This is a genomic window from Cupriavidus pauculus, from assembly GCF_003854935.1.
Taxonomy (GTDB): Bacteria; Pseudomonadota; Gammaproteobacteria; order Burkholderiales; family Burkholderiaceae; genus Cupriavidus; species Cupriavidus pauculus_C.
Genome location: NZ_CP033970.1, coordinates 1,479,573 through 1,493,602, shown reverse-complemented (window position 1 = coordinate 1,493,602; position 14,030 = coordinate 1,479,573). Strand labels below are relative to the sequence as shown.

Below are 14,030 nucleotides of genomic sequence, written 5' to 3'. Positions count from 1 at the left end.
ATGTCATCTAAACTCCTGGCAAGCGCAATTTTTCTATCTGCACGATTGCATCGGGGGAGGAACGGATATGGCACGCGCATCGCGGGCAGTTGCCGATCAGCATAGGTCGGCCATCGAGGCTTCGTCAGCCCGCCTGTTCCGCCAGCATGGCCTGCATGGCGTATCGGTCGCACAGGTGATGGCCGACGCGGGCCTGACGCACGGCGGCTTCTACGGTCACTTTGCGTCGAAGGACGACCTGGCAGCCGTCGCCTGCGCGCGGGCGTTCAGCGATTCCGCCGCGCTGTGGGAACAGCGGATCGCCGACGCCGGCAGCCCGCGCGCCGCCCGCGAGGCACTGGTCACGTCGTACCTGCACGAGCGGCACCGCGACGCGCCGGGGCATGGCTGCCCCGCGTCGGCACTGGTTGGCGACGTGGCGCGCGAACCGGCCGGCAAACCCGTGCGGCAGGCGTATGTCGACGGCATCCGGCAACTGCTGGCCGCCTGGAAATCGACCGCCCCGGCCCAGCCGGACACGGCCGACGCCGCCCATCGCACCGCCCTGCTGGAACTGGCCACGATGGTCGGCGCCATCACGCTGGCGCGCGCCACGGCCGGCGACGCGCTGTCCGACGAAATTCTCGACGCCGCCCGCGCCGCCCTGCTGGCCGACCCGGTGCCCGCCGCCGCCTGACTTCCTTTTCTGAGCCCCCACCCATCCCGGAGCCCCATGTTCGCGCAAGCCCTTTCCCGCCGGCTGGACCGGCGCGGCGTCCATTACGCCTGGATCGTCGCCAGCCTCACGTTCTGCGTGATGCTGACCACTTCCGCCGCGCTCGGTCTGCCCGGCGCCTTCTTGAAACCGTTGACCGCCGAGATGGGCTGGAGCACCGACCAGGTCTCGTCGATCCTGGCCTTCCGCTTTGCGCTGTTCGGCCTGATGGCGCCGTTTTCCGCGATCCTGATGGAGCGCTTCGGCATTCGCAACGTGGTCTGCGCGGCGCTGGCGCTGATTGCCGGCGGCATGGCGCTGGCCACGGTATCAACCCAGCTCTGGCAACTGTTCCTGGCCTGGGGGCTGATGCTCGGCGTTGGCTCCGGCCTGACGGCGCTGGTGCTGGCCGCGCTGGTCGCCAACCGCTGGTTCACGGCGCGGCGCGGGCTCGTGATTGGCCTGCTGACGGCCAGTTCGGCCACCGGCCAGCTGGCCTTCCTGCCCGTGGCGGCCTGGCTGATCGAGCACATGGGCTGGCGCGTGGCCGTGCTGCCGGTGCTGGCGGCGTGCGGCACGCTGGCGCTGGTCGTGCTGGGGCTGATGCGCAACCGCCCGTCCGACGTGGGCCTGGCGCCATTCGGCGAGTTACCGGCCACCCCGGCCACCCCGGCCGCGCCCGCCCCAGGGCCGGCGGCCGTGCCGATGTCCTGGAAGGGCCCGTTCGTCGTGCTGGGCGAGGCCGCCCGGACGCAGACGTTCTGGATCCTGGCCGGCACGTTCTTCATCTGCGGGCTGTCGACCAACGGGCTGATCCAGACGCACTTCATCGCGCTGTGCGCGGACTTCGGCATGTCGGCCGTGCCGGCGGCATCGGCGCTGGCGATGATGGGCGCGTTCGACTTCGTCGGCACCATCCTGTCGGGCTGGCTGTCGGACCGCTACGACAGCCGCAAGCTGCTGTTCTGGTACTACGCGCTGCGCGGCCTGTCGCTGTTCTGGCTGCCGCATTCGGAATTCACGCTCTACGGCCTGTCGATCTTTGCGATGTTCTACGGCCTGGACTGGATTGCCACGGTGCCGCCGACGATCAAGCTGGCCGGCAGCACGTTCGGCCGCGAGCGCGCGCCGATGGTGTTCGGCTGGATCTTTGCCGCGCACCAGATCGGCGCGGCGACGGCGGCGTTTGGCGCAGGGCTGTCGCGCACGCTGTGGCTGACCTATTCCCCGGCGCTCTATGTGGCGGGATCGGCCTGCCTGCTGGCCGCGCTGCTGGCGCTGATGGTGCGCCGCAAGTCGCCCGAGCCGGCCGTGCGCGCCGCGCAGGCGTAAGCGCTAAAGATCGCGGCTGGCCGCGGCAAAAGCGTCGATCAGCGCGGCGGCCGGCGCGCGCTTGAGCGCCGACTGCCGCACCAGCACGCCGATCTCGCGATACAGCGGCTGGCCCGGCATCGGCACCTCGACGATGTTCGGCGTCTGCCGCAGCGGCACCAGTGCCGACGGGATGATCGCGCAGCCCAGCCCCTCGCTGACCATCTGCAGGATCACGGCGGGCTCGTCCAGCTCCATGCCCTCGCGCACCCAGAACCGGTGGCGCCGCAGGTAGCGGTCCACCAGCTGGCCGCCGGTTGAATGGCGGTTGTAGCGGATGAACGGCACGGTTTCCAGCAGCGCCTTGAGCGTGTCCGGCGACCCCGGCGGCGCCACGGCCACGAATCGCTCGTGGATCAGCGGCACCCATTTCAGTTCGGGCGGGATGCCCAGCCGGGGCTTGACCAGCACGGCGATGTCGAGCTCGCGGGCATCTACCTGCGTCAGCAACTGCGTCGACATGCCCGGCACGATGTTCACGTGCGTGTCGGGATGCGCCTGGCGAAAGCGCTGCATCGCGCGCGGCAGCAGGCTCGACTGCACCGTCGACACGGCGCCCAGGTCCAGTGGGGCCGTATCGCGCTGCGCCCGCGCGCCTTTCATCGATTCATAGAGCGCCACGATCCGCGCGGCATCGGCCAGCGCCTGCTGGCCTTCGTCGCTCAGCGTCACGGACTTGCCGGAGCGGTCGAACAGCGTGCAGCCGAGGTCTTCCTCCAGCCGGCGGATCTGGGTGCTGACCGCCGACTGGGTCAGGCCAAGCCGCGCGCCGGCGGCCGAGAACGAGCCGGTTTCGGCGGCGACGAGGAAGGTCTTGAAATAACGGAGCACGGGGCGGGGGGGCGGTGTGGATGGCGGAGGGAGCGGCGCGCCAGGCATCGAAAATTTCGATGCTCAGTCAGAAAATCATTCGTTTCATATTACGAGTTCTGCTGATTACAATCAACGACAGTCCTTTCCACACCCCCACAGAAAGCCATGACTGCCGCCATTCCCCTGTTCCACCTGGCCTTTCCGGTCCACGACCTTGCGACGGCCCGCCAGTTCTACGGCGACCTGCTCGGCTGCCCGGAAGGCCGCAGTTCCGATGCCTGGGTCGACTTCAACTTCTACGGCCATCAGGTGGTGGCGCACCTGTCGCCCGACGAGTGTGGCCATCGCGCCACCAGCGCCGTCGACGGCGACGACGTGCCGGTCCGCCACTTCGGCGCGATCCTGCCGATGGACGAATGGGAGCGGCTGGCCGACAAGCTGCGCGCCGCCGGCACCCGTTTCGTGATCGAGCCGCACGTGCGCTTCAAGGGCCAGGTGGGCGAGCAGGCGACGATGTTCTTCCTGGATCCGTCGGGCAACGCCCTGGAATTCAAGGCATTCGGCGACATGAGCCAGGTGTTTGCCAAGTAACCGGCCGTCAGCCCACCATTTCTTCCACCGAGCGAGACCATGACCGATTTCGTCATCCAGCCGGCGCCGCAGCCGAGCGTTGCAGTGGCCGGCAGCCAGGCCCGTTTTCCGATCCGCCGCGTGTTCTGCGTAGGCCGCAACTATGCCGCGCACGCCCGCGAGATGGGCAAGGACCCGGACCGCGAGCCGCCGTTCTTCTTCACCAAGCCGGCCGACGCCGTGGTGGCTGCCGAGGGCACGGTGCCCTACCCGCCGCTGACGGAGAACCTGCACCACGAGATCGAACTGGTGGTGGCCATCGGCAAGCCGGGCGCCAACGTCAAGCCGGCGCAGGCGCTGGACCTGGTCTGGGGCTACGGCGTGGGCGTGGACCTGACGCGCCGCGACCTGCAGGACGTGGCCAAGAAGATGAGCCGCCCGTGGGACTGGTCGAAGTCGTTCGACGCGTCGGGCCCATGTGGCCCGCTGCAGCCGGTGTCCGCCATCGGGCACCCGGCCCAGGGCGCGATCTGGCTCAAGGTCAACGGTGAGCCCCGCCAGCAGGGCGACCTGAACGAGCTGATCTGGCCGGTGGCGGACGTCATCGCCTATATCTCCGAAGCGATGACGCTGCAGCCCGGCGACCTGATCTTCACCGGCACGCCGGCCGGCGTGGGGGCATTGAACCCCGGCGACAAGGTAACCGGCGGCGTGGAAGGTGTCGGCGAGATCGCTTTTTCGATTGGCCAGCGCTAGAGCCCGGGCGACCCCGGAAGCCGGAGCGTCGGCATCGCGTCAGCGGTGCCGGCGTTTTTTCTTTTTGAATTTAAAGTCTTACGATGGGCCAGTGAAGGGTCTAGAGGCAGACCTCCAGAAGTACATCGCAATTTCTCCAAATTTCCCTTGCTTATCTATCTAGTAGTAGATAATATTCGAGCCATGGACGACGCACTGCCGCAGCAAGACAAAGCGAACAGCGCTGAAGCCAAGCATCACAGGTTGGATAGTCAGTACCGGAAGCGGTCTTTTTTTTAGCCCCCGCCATCTACCTATCAGTAGATAGCAACAAAGAAAGATCGCGATATCGCCAAACAGACATCGGCCCCCGACCCGCCCCTGAACCAGGATCGCCGGCCCGAGCAAAGGAGAGCATCATGAACGTCAAGACCATCGTTACCGCCGCCGCCCTCGCCGCCGCTTTCGTTGCTGGCGCCGCCCAGGCCGCCCCCGCCGTGCAGAAGGCCGGCGAAGTCTACGGCTACAGCTACCGCGTCAATGACCCGCGCAGCGCCTTCACCGACGGCGCCCGCCAAGGCAAGTTCGACTCGTTCAGCGAAGGCGCCCGCATCGGCACCCGCGATGCCTACACCGACGGCGCACGTGTGACGAACCGTGACGGCCTGGTGGCCGGCATCGGCCAGCGCGACGTCTTCACCGAAGGTGCCCGCGTGACCAACCGTGACGGCCTGGTGGCCGCCGTGGGCAGCCGCGACGTGTTCACCGACGGTGCCCGCATCGGCAAGGCCGACCCGTTCACCGACGGCGCCAAGATCGGCAAGTTCGACCCGTACACCGACGGTGCCCGCACCGTGGCCGGCCTGGACACGAAGGGTGTGTCCGCCAGCCCGGCCCGCAAGGTCGATCCGTACCTGGACGGCGCCCGTGGCAACGGTCCGCGCAACCCGTACTTCGACGGCGCCCGTTCGACCGACGTCTACACCGACGGCGCGCTGGCCTGATACCCGCGCCGGTGGCGCCCGGGCAAACCCGGGACGCCGCCGGCATCGAATTCTGGAGTGACATCATGACCTTGCGTGACACAGCCCTGATCCTGGGCGGCTGGGTGGTGCTTTGCCTCGCCAGCGGCGCAGTCCTATCGCTGGTTGCGCAGACGATGACCGTCTGACGCCTGCCCCCCGGGCAGGATGCCGACGCACCGATAACAGGAGGGTCCGGCGCCAGGCTGGCGCGGGCAACCGAAATGAAGACGCATTCCGTACGTGATCAACTGCTCGAGCACGCCTCCGTGCTGATCCGGCAACGGGGCTACAACGGTTTCAGCTACCGCGACCTGGCGGAGCTGGTGGGCGTGAAGACGTCGAGCATCCACTACTACTTCCCGGCCAAGGACGACCTGGTGCTGGAGGTGGTACGCCTGTACCGCGAACGCTCGCAGGCCCGGCTGGCCGCGATCGACACGACGGCGCCGCTGATCGAGCAGGCCGAGCGCTACGTTGGCCCGCTGCGCAACGACATCGGGCTGAACCAGATCTGCCTGGCCGGCATGCTGTCCGCCGAGGTCCTGGCGCTGCCCGATTCGATCCGCAAGTACCTGCAGGAGCATTTCCAGGCCAACGAGACCTGGATCGCCAACCTGCTGCGCCGGACCGAGATCGAAAGCGGCCAGCCGTATCCGGTGCCGCCGCCGGCGCTGGCCAAGGTGCTGTATGGCGCGATCCAGAACGGCATCATCACCGCGCGGATGTCGGGCTCGACGGACCGGCTCGATGCCGCGGCCGACATGCTGCTGGGCGCGGTGCGCGGATCGCTCTGCGTGGTGGCCCACCGCGAGCCGGTGCCCGCCTGAACGATTTCAGGGCGCCCCGGTTCAGGCGCCCGACGCCCGCCGTCTTGCTCTCGCGACGGGCGTCACCTCTTTCTCCGACGCCGGGGTCGTCCTCCCGGCGGTTTTTTTTGCCTCGGACGCCGGCTTGGCCGCGGGCTTCTTCGCCGCCGCCTTCTTTGCCGGGACCTTCTTCGCTGCCGCCTTCTTCGCTGCCGCCGTCTTTTTCGCCGCCGGCTTCCCGCCGACCGCCTCCTCCCCTGCCCCGCCCTGCACGTCGATCACGACCCACGCCGGCGCGTGGTCGCTCGCCTTTTCCTCGCCCCGCACCCACTTGTCCACGCCCGCATCGCGCATGCGCAGTTCCGGGCTCAGCAGCAGGTGGTCGATCCGCAGCCCCGAGTTGGTCTGCCAGTGCTGGCGGAAGTAATCCCAGAACGTGTAGATCTTCTCGTCGGGATACCGGGCGCGCAGCGCGTCGGTCCAGCCCTGCGCCAGCAGCCGCCGGTAGCACTCGCGGCTTTCCGGCTGCAGCAGCGCGTCCTTGAGCCACGACCGCGTGTTGTAGATGTCGTCGTCGGTCGGCACCACGTTGAAGTCGCCGGCGATGACCACCGGGTGGCCGCTGTCGCGCAGCGCCTGGGCGTGGCGGATCAGCCGTTCGAACCACGCCAGCTTGTAGTCGAACTTCGGCCCCGGCTGCGGGTTGCCATTCGGCAGGTACAGGCAGGCGATCAGCACGCCCTCCACGGCGGCCTCCAGGTAGCGGCTCTGCGTGTCGTCTTCCGCGCCGGGCAGGCCGCGCCGCACTTCCACCGGGTCCGTGCCCCGGGCCAGGATCGCCACGCCGTTCCACGACTTCTGGCCGTGCCAGATCGCCCCGTAGCCGGCCGCGCGGATCTCGTCGATCGGAAAGCCTTCGTCCACGGCCTTCAGCTCCTGCAGGCAGGCCACGTCGGGCGCCTCGCGTTCGAGCCACGTCAGCAGCGACTGCAGGCGCGTGCGCACGCCATTGATGTTGAAGGTGGCAATCTTGAGCGAATGCATCGGGCGGGTCCTCCGGGCCGGGTCGGTGCTTCATCTTAGATTCGTCGGCGCGGATTTCCTGTCGGTGTCCGATCACTGTATATTCATACAGTCCCGCGATTCTCATCCTTTCAGCGCCTTGTCCGTCACTTCTGCCCCGCCACCCCGCTATACCGTCGCCGTGCGCACGCTGTGCGAGTTCACGGCCAAGGCCGGGGACCTCGACCTGCGCTTCACGCCGTCGCCCACCGGGCAGGAAGGCGTGGCTGGCCATGGCGTGGTGACGGCCCGGCGCGGGCCCGGCTACGAGGCCGAGGTATCGCTCGCCGCCGATTTCGAGGGACTGCGCGTGCGCGGCCGGGCCGATGGCTATAACCCGGTGGCCAACCGCGTCGAGGAAATCAAGACCGTGCGCGGCGAGAAGGTCGAGATTCCGCAGAACCACCAGGCCCTGCACTGGGCGCAGGCCAGGATCTACGGCTGGTTGCTCTGCCAGTCGCGCCAGCTCGACCATATCGACGTGGCGCTGGTCTACTTCGACATCGTCAGCCAGCGCGAGCGCGTGCTGAAGGAGCGCTACGAGGCGCCAGCGCTGCGCGCGTTCTTCGAGGACAGTTGCCGGCGCTTCATGCACTGGGCCGAACGCGAGGCCGCCCATCGCGAGGGCCGCGACGCGGGGCTGCAGTCGCTGGCCTTTCCGCACGGCACGTTCCGCGAGGGCCAGCGGCTGCTGGCCGAATCGGTCTACAAGGCCAACGCGTCGGCGCGGACGCTGCTGGCGCAGGCGCCCACCGGCATCGGCAAGTCGATCGGCACGGTCTTTCCGACGCTCAAGGCCATGCCGACCCAGCGCCTGGACAAGGTGTTCTTCCTGTCCGCCCGTTCCACGGGCCGGGCCGTCGCGCTCCACGCCACGCGCCAGCTTCGCCAGCATGCCGACGACACCCCGCTGCGCGTGCTGGAGCTGACCGCGCGCGACAAGTCGTGCGAGCACCCGGACCTGGCCTGCCATGGCGAATCCTGCCCGCTGGCGCAAGGCTTCTACGACCGCCTGCCCGCCGCCCGCGACGCCGCGAGCCACGCGCCGCTGCTGGACCGGCCCGCGCTGCGCGAGATCGCGCGCCAGCATCAGGTCTGCCCGTATTACCTGGGCCAGGAGATGATCCGCTGGAGCGACCTCGTCGTGGCCGACTACAACTACTATTTCGACCGCAGCGGGCTGCTGTACATGCTGACAGCCATGAACGAGTGGCGCGTGAGCGTGCTGGTGGACGAGGCGCACAACCTGGTCGAGCGCGGCCGGGGCATGTACACGGCCACGCTGGACCATGCGGCGTTCCGCGGCGTGCGGCAATCCGCGCCGGCCGCGCTGAAACGGCCGATGGACCGCGTCTATCGGCAGTGGAACGCACTGGCCAAGTCGGGCGACGCCGCCTACGAGACCCGCGACGAGGAGCCGGCCGCGTTCGTCGAGGCGCTGGTGCAGCTCTGCACGGCCGTGATCGACGACATGAGCGAGCATCCGCAGCGCCATGACGCCACGCTGGAACGCTTTTACTTCGACGCGATGCACTTCCTGCGGCTGGCCGAGCAACTGACCGAGTACGGCGGCAAGCATTCGCTGTTCGACATCACGCGCACGCCGCGCCAGCGGGCTGGCGTAGACGCCGACCTCTGCGTGCGCAACCTGCTGCCCGCGCCGTACCTGGCGCCGCGCTTTGCCGGCGCGCATTCGACCACGCTGTTCTCGGCCACGCTGCAGCCGGCCGACTACTATCGCAACCTGCTCGGGCTGCCTGCCAGTGCCGTGTGGGTCGAGGTGCCATCGCCATTCCGCGCCGACCAGCTCGACGTGCACGTGGCGCGTCATATCTCCACGCGGTACGCCCAGCGACAGCGGTCGCTGCCGGCCATCGTAAAGCTGATGGCCGAGCAGTTCGCGGCGCGCCCCGGCAACTACCTGGCGTTTTTCAGCAGCCACGACTACCTGCAGCAGGCCGCCGCGCTGCTGGCGGCGTCCCATCCGGACATCCCGACCTGGGCGCAGGCGCGCGGCATGTCGGAGGCCGGACAGGCCGCCTTTCTGGACGCCTTCGCGCCCGGCGGCCAGGGCATCGGCTTCGCCGTGCTCGGGGGCGTGTTCTCGGAAGGCGTCGACCTGCCCGGCGACCGCCTGATCGGCGCCTTCGTGGCCACGCTGGGCCTGCCGCAGATCAACCCGGTCAACGAGCAACTGCGCGAGCGCATGGACGCCGTGTTCGGCCAGGGCTACGACTACGCCTACCTGTACCCCGGCCTGCGCAAGGTGGTACAGGCGGCCGGCCGCGTGATCCGCACCCAGCAGGACCGCGGCGTGGTCTGGCTGATCGACGACCGCTACGCGCGCGCCGAGGTACAGGCGCTTTTGCCGGCATGGTGGGAAATTCTTACCGCCGCGCCGCGCAGCATGCCCGCGCCGTCGCTGGCAGAATGACGCTTGCGCCGCTGGCGCGGAAATCGCATGTCAGCGCAGTGTCCATCGCCCGCCGAACGGAGCCCCGACCGATGAGCATGACCCACAGCTTCACCACGCCCGAACCGACCCGCGCCGAAATCGACGCCCTGCCCGGCGCCACCATCCTCGAATTCGGCACCGGCTGGTGCGGCTTCTGCCAGCGCGCCCAGCCACTGATCGAAGCCGCGTTCCGCGACCATCCCGGCATCGGCCACATCAAGGTGGAAGACGGCAGCGGCCGCCCCCTGGGCCGCTCGTTCCGCGTCAAGCTCTGGCCCACGCTGATCTTCCTGCGCGATGGCCAGGAAATCGCCCGCCTGGTCCGCCCGGACGCCACGGCCGAGATTACGGCGGCGATGCGGAAGATCGATCAGTAAATCCCACCTTCACCTGGGCGGAAACGCCTTGAACGTCTTGATGTCCGCGACGGTGTAGTAGAGCCGCATCGTTTTGCCTTTGGCCGGCGGCATCCGCCCGATATAACCGGCCACGACAAACGCGGCCGTGCCTTGGCCGTTGGCCTCGGTCACACAGACATAGCGGTGCTTGCCCTGCCGGACCACGCCATAAGTAGCCAGCAGCGGCACTTCCAGCCGCTCGGGACGCCACTTTGTCAGCGCCACGGCACGGCGAATGTAGCCACGATAAGGACCGGCAAAGATGTAATCGTTCCCGCCTTTCTCATCGGTGGCATAACCAATGCGCGTGCCACGCGCTTCCTCCGGCCAGATCAGGAGGTATCGGCCCCGCTGCTCCATGGATTGGTTTCCAGGCGCATTGACAGAGACGGATATTCCGTCGGCAGCGGGGGCGCCCATCAAGCAGCTTTCGACCACGGCCTGCGGCGGCGTGGCGTGGGCGGCCACGGGGTTGCCGAAGGTGGCGAACAGGGCGAGCAGGGAGAAGGCGAAACTCGGCGAACAGCCGTTGAAGACCAGTCCGTGCGAACGACAAGCCGGGCAGGTGGGCGTACGCTTCATTCAGATCGCTCCGTTGCTCGTGGAACGGGCAGCTCTAGCACGGAGCGCTTCTCGGCTACATCGTAGTTCTACGATTTATGACCCTTACACACAAAAAAGCCCGCCTAAGGCGGGCGTTCTCCGATGACACACCGGATTACGGATCCAGCGGCATCGCACTCGTACACTTGATCTCGTCCAGGCAGACGCTGGACTTCACGCCGCTCACGCCCGGGATGCGCATCAGCGTGTCGAGCAGGAAGTCCGACAGCGACTTCAGGTCCTTGGCCACCACCTTCAGCACGTAGTCGATGTCGCCGGTCACGGAGAAACACTCCTGGATCTGCGCCAGCTCGGCCACCAGGCTCTTGAACCTGGAGAGGTCGCGGATGTGGCCGCGCTCCATCGTCACGTGGATGAACGCGGTCACGCCGAAGCCCAGGGCGGTGCTGTCCAGCCGGGCTTCGTAGCGCTTGATGATGCCGCCCTCCTCCAGGCGGCGGTGGCGGCGCAGGGTCTGGGCGGGCGACAGGTTGATCGCCTCGGCCAGTTCCAGGTTCGATGCGCGGCCGTGTTCCTGCAGTTCGGCCAGCAAGCGGCGATCGATGCGATCCAGCTCGGTTTGCTGCATTTCGATTTCCTCAAATGGCAGTTTGACGAAATCTTATCTCATATCTCAGGGTTTCCCTGCGTCCCTAACGAAATCCTATTTACCGGGGCGAGTTCTACAATTTCCTCACGTTGCGCGGCGCGCCAAGCGTCTCACAAGCCACTCGCGCCGCAGCCTGACCGAATATTATTTCCATCCCCCTAGCCCGCCCCCGAGCGCTGAGACCATGGCCGACCTGTTTGAAAATCCGATGCAACTGATGGGCTTCGAGTTCGTTGAATTCGCGTCGCCCACGCCCAACGTGCTGGAGCCACTGTTCGAGAAGATGGGCTTCACGCTGGTGGCGCGCCACCGTTCGAAGGACGTGGTGCTGTTCCGCCAGGGCGACATCAACTTCATCGTGAACAACGAGCCGCACAGCGAAGCCGCCTATTTCGCGGCCGAGCACGGTCCCAGCGCCTGCGGCATGGCGTTCCGCGTCAAGGATTCGCACAAGGCGTACAACCGCGCGCTGATGCTGGGCGCTCAGCCGATCGAGATCGCCACGGGGCCGATGGAACTGCGCCTGCCGGCCATCAAGGGCATCGGCGGCGCGCCGCTGTACCTGATCGACCGGTTCGAGGACGGCAAGTCGATCTATGACATCGACTTCGAGTTCATCGAGGGCGTGGACCGTCATCCGAAGGGCCACGGCCTGAAGCTGATCGACCACCTGACGCACAACGTCTACCGTGGCCGCATGGCCTACTGGGCCAACTTCTACGAACGCCTGTTCAACTTCCGCGAAATCCGCTATTTCGACATCCAGGGCGAGTACACGGGCCTGGCGTCGAAGGCGATGACCGCGCCCGACGGCAAGATCCGCATTCCGCTGAACGAGGAATCGTCGAAGGGTGCCGGCCAGATCGAGGAATTCCTGATGGCCTTCAACGGCGAGGGCATCCAGCACATCGCTTTCTCGGTCGACAACCTGATCGAGGTCATCGACAACCTGCAACTGGCGGGCGTGGAGCTGATGACGGCCCCGAACGACTACTACTACCAGGCGCTGGAGACCCGCCTGCCCGGCCACGGCCAGCCCGTGGACCAGCTCAAGGCCCGAGGCATCCTGCTGGACGGCACGACCGAAGGCGGCAAGCCCCGCCTGCTGCTGCAGATCTTCTCGAAGACCGTGCTGGGCCCGGTGTTCTTCGAGTACATCCAGCGCTCGGGTGACGACGGCTTCGGCGAAGGCAACTTCAAGGCGCTGTTCGAATCGCTCGAACGCGACCAGATCGAGCGCGGCACGCTGAAGGTATGACCTTCAGGTAACCCGGACGGCCCCGCATCCGCGCCGGGCCGTCCCGGTTGGCCCGTTTTTCCTGTTTTTCCAAGCGTGTGCCGGTAAACTCTCGGGTTTTCGCCGGCGCGCACCCCTGCGTCCGGCGTTACCCGCGCCGGCGCTTTTTCCAAGCGCCCATCCCACAGAGGCGCCAGCCATTCCACAAGAATGGGTAGAGGACAGACAACTCCAATGCATGCACCCGACAACCAGGGCACGCTCCAGCGCGGCCTGAAGAACCGTCACATCCAGCTGATCGCCCTGGGCGGCGCCATCGGCACCGGCCTGTTCCTGGGCATCGCCCAGACCATCAAGCTGGCCGGCCCGTCCGTGCTGCTGGGCTACGCGCTGGCCGGCATCGTCGCCTTCTTCATCATGCGCCAGTTGGGCGAGATGGTCGTGGACGAACCGGTAGCCGGCTCGTTCAGCTACTTCGCCAACAAGTATTGCGGCCACTTTGCCGGCTTCATGTCGGGCTGGAACTACTGGGTGCTCTACATCCTCGTGAGCATGGCCGAGCTGTCGGCCGTGGGCATCTACGTCCAGTACTGGTGGCCGGCCATCCCCACGTGGGTGTCGGCGCTGGCCTTCTTCCTGATCATCAACGCGATCAACCTTGCCAGCGTGAAGTCGTTTGGCGAGATGGAATTCTGGTTCTCGATCATCAAGGTGGCGGCCATCATCGGCATGATCGGCTTCGGCGGCTACCTGCTGGTGTCCGGCGGCGCCGGCCCCGAGGCCAGCGTGGCCAACCTGTGGCAGCACGGCGGCTTCTTCCCCAACGGCCTTGGCGGCCTGGTGATGGCGATGGCCGTGATCATGTTCTCGTTCGGCGGGCTGGAGCTGGTGGGCATCACCGCCGCGGAAGCCGACAACCCGGGCAAGAGCATTCCCAAGGCCACCAACCAGGTGATCTACCGCATCCTGATCTTCTACGTCGGCGCGCTGGCCGTGCTGCTGTCGCTGTACCCGTGGCAGAAGGTGGTCACCGGCGGCAGCCCGTTCGTGCTGATCTTCCACGCGATGAACAGCGACATCGTCGCCACCGTGCTCAACATCGTCGTGCTGACGGCCGCGCTGTCGGTCTACAACAGCGGCGTCTACTGCAACAGCCGGATGCTGCTGGGCCTGGCGCAACAGGGCAATGCCCCGCGCGCGCTGCTGAACGTGAACCGCCGCGGCATTCCGCTGACCGCGCTGGCCGTGTCGGCCGTGGCCACCGGCATCTGCGTGCTGGTCAACTACTTCATGCCCGGCCAGGCGTTCGAGATGCTGATGGGCCTGGTGGTCTCGGCGCTCATCATCAACTGGGCGATGATCAGCGTCATCCACCTGATGTTCCGCCGCGCCAAGCGCGCCGAGGGCAAGACCACGGCCTTCCAGAGCCTGGGCTATCCGCTGACCAACTACCTGACGCTGGCGTTCCTGGCGGGCATCCTCGTGGTGATGTTCCTGACGCCGGGCCTGCGGCTGTCGGTCTACCTGATTCCGGTCTGGCTGCTGGTTCTTGGCGTAAGCTATCGCCTCCGGCAGAAGAACGCCGGGTCGGCCCTGCCCGCCGCGCGCGCCCAGATCCAGTAAAGACGGCTGCGCGGCCCGCCGGCATCGC

At 67.2% G+C, this 14,030-nt stretch carries 13 protein-coding genes and 1 pseudogene; 10 read left to right on the top strand and 4 right to left on the bottom strand.

Going from position 1 to position 14,030, the window contains the following annotated elements:
* The first annotated feature begins 67 nt into the window (after positions 1-67).
* Both EHF44_RS24795 and EHF44_RS24790 read left to right on the top strand, forming a co-directional pair.
* Positions 68-676 carry a TetR/AcrR family transcriptional regulator gene (locus tag EHF44_RS24795; protein ID WP_124686328.1) on the top strand — a complete coding sequence of 203 codons (609 nt, stop codon included), beginning with the start codon at positions 68-70 and terminating at the stop codon, positions 674-676.
* A gap of 36 nt (positions 677-712) precedes the next feature.
* Positions 713-2,026 (top strand): MFS transporter, encoded by a 1,314-nt coding sequence (locus EHF44_RS24790; protein WP_124686327.1) that lies wholly within the window; start codon positions 713-715, stop codon positions 2,024-2,026.
* A 3-nt stretch (positions 2,027-2,029) separates the two neighbouring features.
* On the opposite strand, the gene EHF44_RS24785 is transcribed toward EHF44_RS24790, so the two are convergent.
* The gene (locus EHF44_RS24785; RefSeq protein WP_124686326.1) at positions 2,030-2,896 is read right to left on the bottom strand and encodes a LysR family transcriptional regulator; all 867 of its coding nucleotides are present in this window, start codon (positions 2,894-2,896) and stop codon (positions 2,030-2,032) included.
* 147 nt (positions 2,897-3,043) lie between these two features.
* On the opposite strand from EHF44_RS24785, the gene EHF44_RS24780 reads away from it, so the two are divergent.
* The 4 genes from EHF44_RS24780 (at position 3,044) to EHF44_RS24765 (ending at position 6,035) form a co-directional block, all read left to right on the top strand.
* A complete protein-coding gene (locus tag EHF44_RS24780) occupies positions 3,044-3,469 on the top strand; it encodes a VOC family protein (protein ID WP_124686325.1) in 426 nt (141 codons plus the stop codon).
* A gap of 39 nt (positions 3,470-3,508) precedes the next feature.
* Complete coding sequence (locus tag EHF44_RS24775) at positions 3,509-4,204, top strand: fumarylacetoacetate hydrolase family protein (RefSeq protein WP_124686324.1); 696 nt, start codon at positions 3,509-3,511, stop codon at positions 4,202-4,204.
* Positions 4,205-4,602: 398 nt separating this feature from the next.
* Entirely contained in the window at positions 4,603-5,187 is a 585-nt protein-coding gene (locus tag EHF44_RS24770; protein ID WP_124686323.1) for a copper resistance protein CopQ, read from the top strand.
* Between the two features lie 242 nt (positions 5,188-5,429).
* Positions 5,430-6,035, top strand: a complete 606-nt coding sequence (locus EHF44_RS24765) for a TetR/AcrR family transcriptional regulator (protein ID WP_124686322.1) — start codon at positions 5,430-5,432, stop codon at positions 6,033-6,035.
* A gap of 216 nt (positions 6,036-6,251) precedes the next feature.
* Here the strand turns inward: EHF44_RS24765 and xth are convergent.
* Positions 6,252-7,058: pseudogene (xth, locus tag EHF44_RS24760) on the bottom strand (exodeoxyribonuclease III); the annotation flags it as partial.
* Between the two features lie 118 nt (positions 7,059-7,176).
* Between xth and EHF44_RS24755 the strand changes: the two are divergent.
* Positions 7,177-9,510 carry an ATP-dependent DNA helicase gene (locus EHF44_RS24755; RefSeq protein WP_253700207.1) on the top strand — a complete coding sequence of 778 codons (2,334 nt, stop codon included), beginning with the start codon at positions 7,177-7,179 and terminating at the stop codon, positions 9,508-9,510.
* Positions 9,511-9,581: 71 nt separating this feature from the next.
* Positions 9,582-9,908, top strand: a complete 327-nt coding sequence (locus tag EHF44_RS24750) for a thioredoxin family protein (RefSeq protein WP_124686319.1) — start codon at positions 9,582-9,584, stop codon at positions 9,906-9,908.
* Between the two features lie 9 nt (positions 9,909-9,917).
* Here EHF44_RS24750 and EHF44_RS24745 read toward each other — a convergent pair whose 3' ends face one another.
* On the bottom strand, positions 9,918-10,511 hold the full coding sequence (locus tag EHF44_RS24745) for a hypothetical protein (RefSeq protein ID WP_124686318.1): 594 nt from the start codon (positions 10,509-10,511) through the stop codon (positions 9,918-9,920).
* 136 nt (positions 10,512-10,647) lie between these two features.
* Positions 10,648-11,121, bottom strand: coding sequence for an Lrp/AsnC family transcriptional regulator (locus EHF44_RS24740; RefSeq protein WP_124686317.1), 474 nt, complete (start codon positions 11,119-11,121; stop codon positions 10,648-10,650).
* 205 nt (positions 11,122-11,326) lie between these two features.
* Between EHF44_RS24740 and hppD the strand changes: the two genes are divergently transcribed.
* Together hppD and EHF44_RS24730 are read left to right on the top strand one after the other, a co-directional pair.
* Positions 11,327-12,400, top strand: a complete 1,074-nt coding sequence (gene hppD, locus EHF44_RS24735) for a 4-hydroxyphenylpyruvate dioxygenase (protein ID WP_124686316.1) — start codon at positions 11,327-11,329, stop codon at positions 12,398-12,400.
* 213 nt (positions 12,401-12,613) lie between these two features.
* The gene (locus EHF44_RS24730; RefSeq protein WP_124686315.1) at positions 12,614-14,002 is read left to right on the top strand and encodes an amino acid permease; all 1,389 of its coding nucleotides are present in this window, start codon (positions 12,614-12,616) and stop codon (positions 14,000-14,002) included.
* Positions 14,003-14,030 lie beyond the last annotated feature (28 nt).

Excerpts from the sequence above, each read along its gene's own strand:
- EHF44_RS24795 (WP_124686328.1), top strand. The coding sequence starts at position 68 with ATGGCACGCGCATCGCGGGCAGTTGCCGATCAGCATAGGTCGGCCATC.
- EHF44_RS24790 (WP_124686327.1), top strand. The coding sequence starts at position 713 with ATGTTCGCGCAAGCCCTTTCCCGCCGGCTGGACCGGCGCGGCGTCCAT.
- EHF44_RS24780 (WP_124686325.1), top strand. The coding sequence starts at position 3,044 with ATGACTGCCGCCATTCCCCTGTTCCACCTGGCCTTTCCGGTCCACGAC.
- EHF44_RS24775 (WP_124686324.1), top strand. The coding sequence starts at position 3,509 with ATGACCGATTTCGTCATCCAGCCGGCGCCGCAGCCGAGCGTTGCAGTG.
- EHF44_RS24770 (WP_124686323.1), top strand. The coding sequence starts at position 4,603 with ATGAACGTCAAGACCATCGTTACCGCCGCCGCCCTCGCCGCCGCTTTC.
- EHF44_RS24765 (WP_124686322.1), top strand. The coding sequence starts at position 5,430 with ATGAAGACGCATTCCGTACGTGATCAACTGCTCGAGCACGCCTCCGTG.
- EHF44_RS24750 (WP_124686319.1), top strand. The coding sequence starts at position 9,582 with ATGAGCATGACCCACAGCTTCACCACGCCCGAACCGACCCGCGCCGAA.
- EHF44_RS24745 (WP_124686318.1), bottom strand. The coding sequence starts at position 10,511 with ATGAAGCGTACGCCCACCTGCCCGGCTTGTCGTTCGCACGGACTGGTC.
- EHF44_RS24740 (WP_124686317.1), bottom strand. The coding sequence starts at position 11,121 with ATGCAGCAAACCGAGCTGGATCGCATCGATCGCCGCTTGCTGGCCGAA.
- hppD (WP_124686316.1), top strand. The coding sequence starts at position 11,327 with ATGGCCGACCTGTTTGAAAATCCGATGCAACTGATGGGCTTCGAGTTC.
- EHF44_RS24730 (WP_124686315.1), top strand. The coding sequence starts at position 12,614 with ATGCATGCACCCGACAACCAGGGCACGCTCCAGCGCGGCCTGAAGAAC.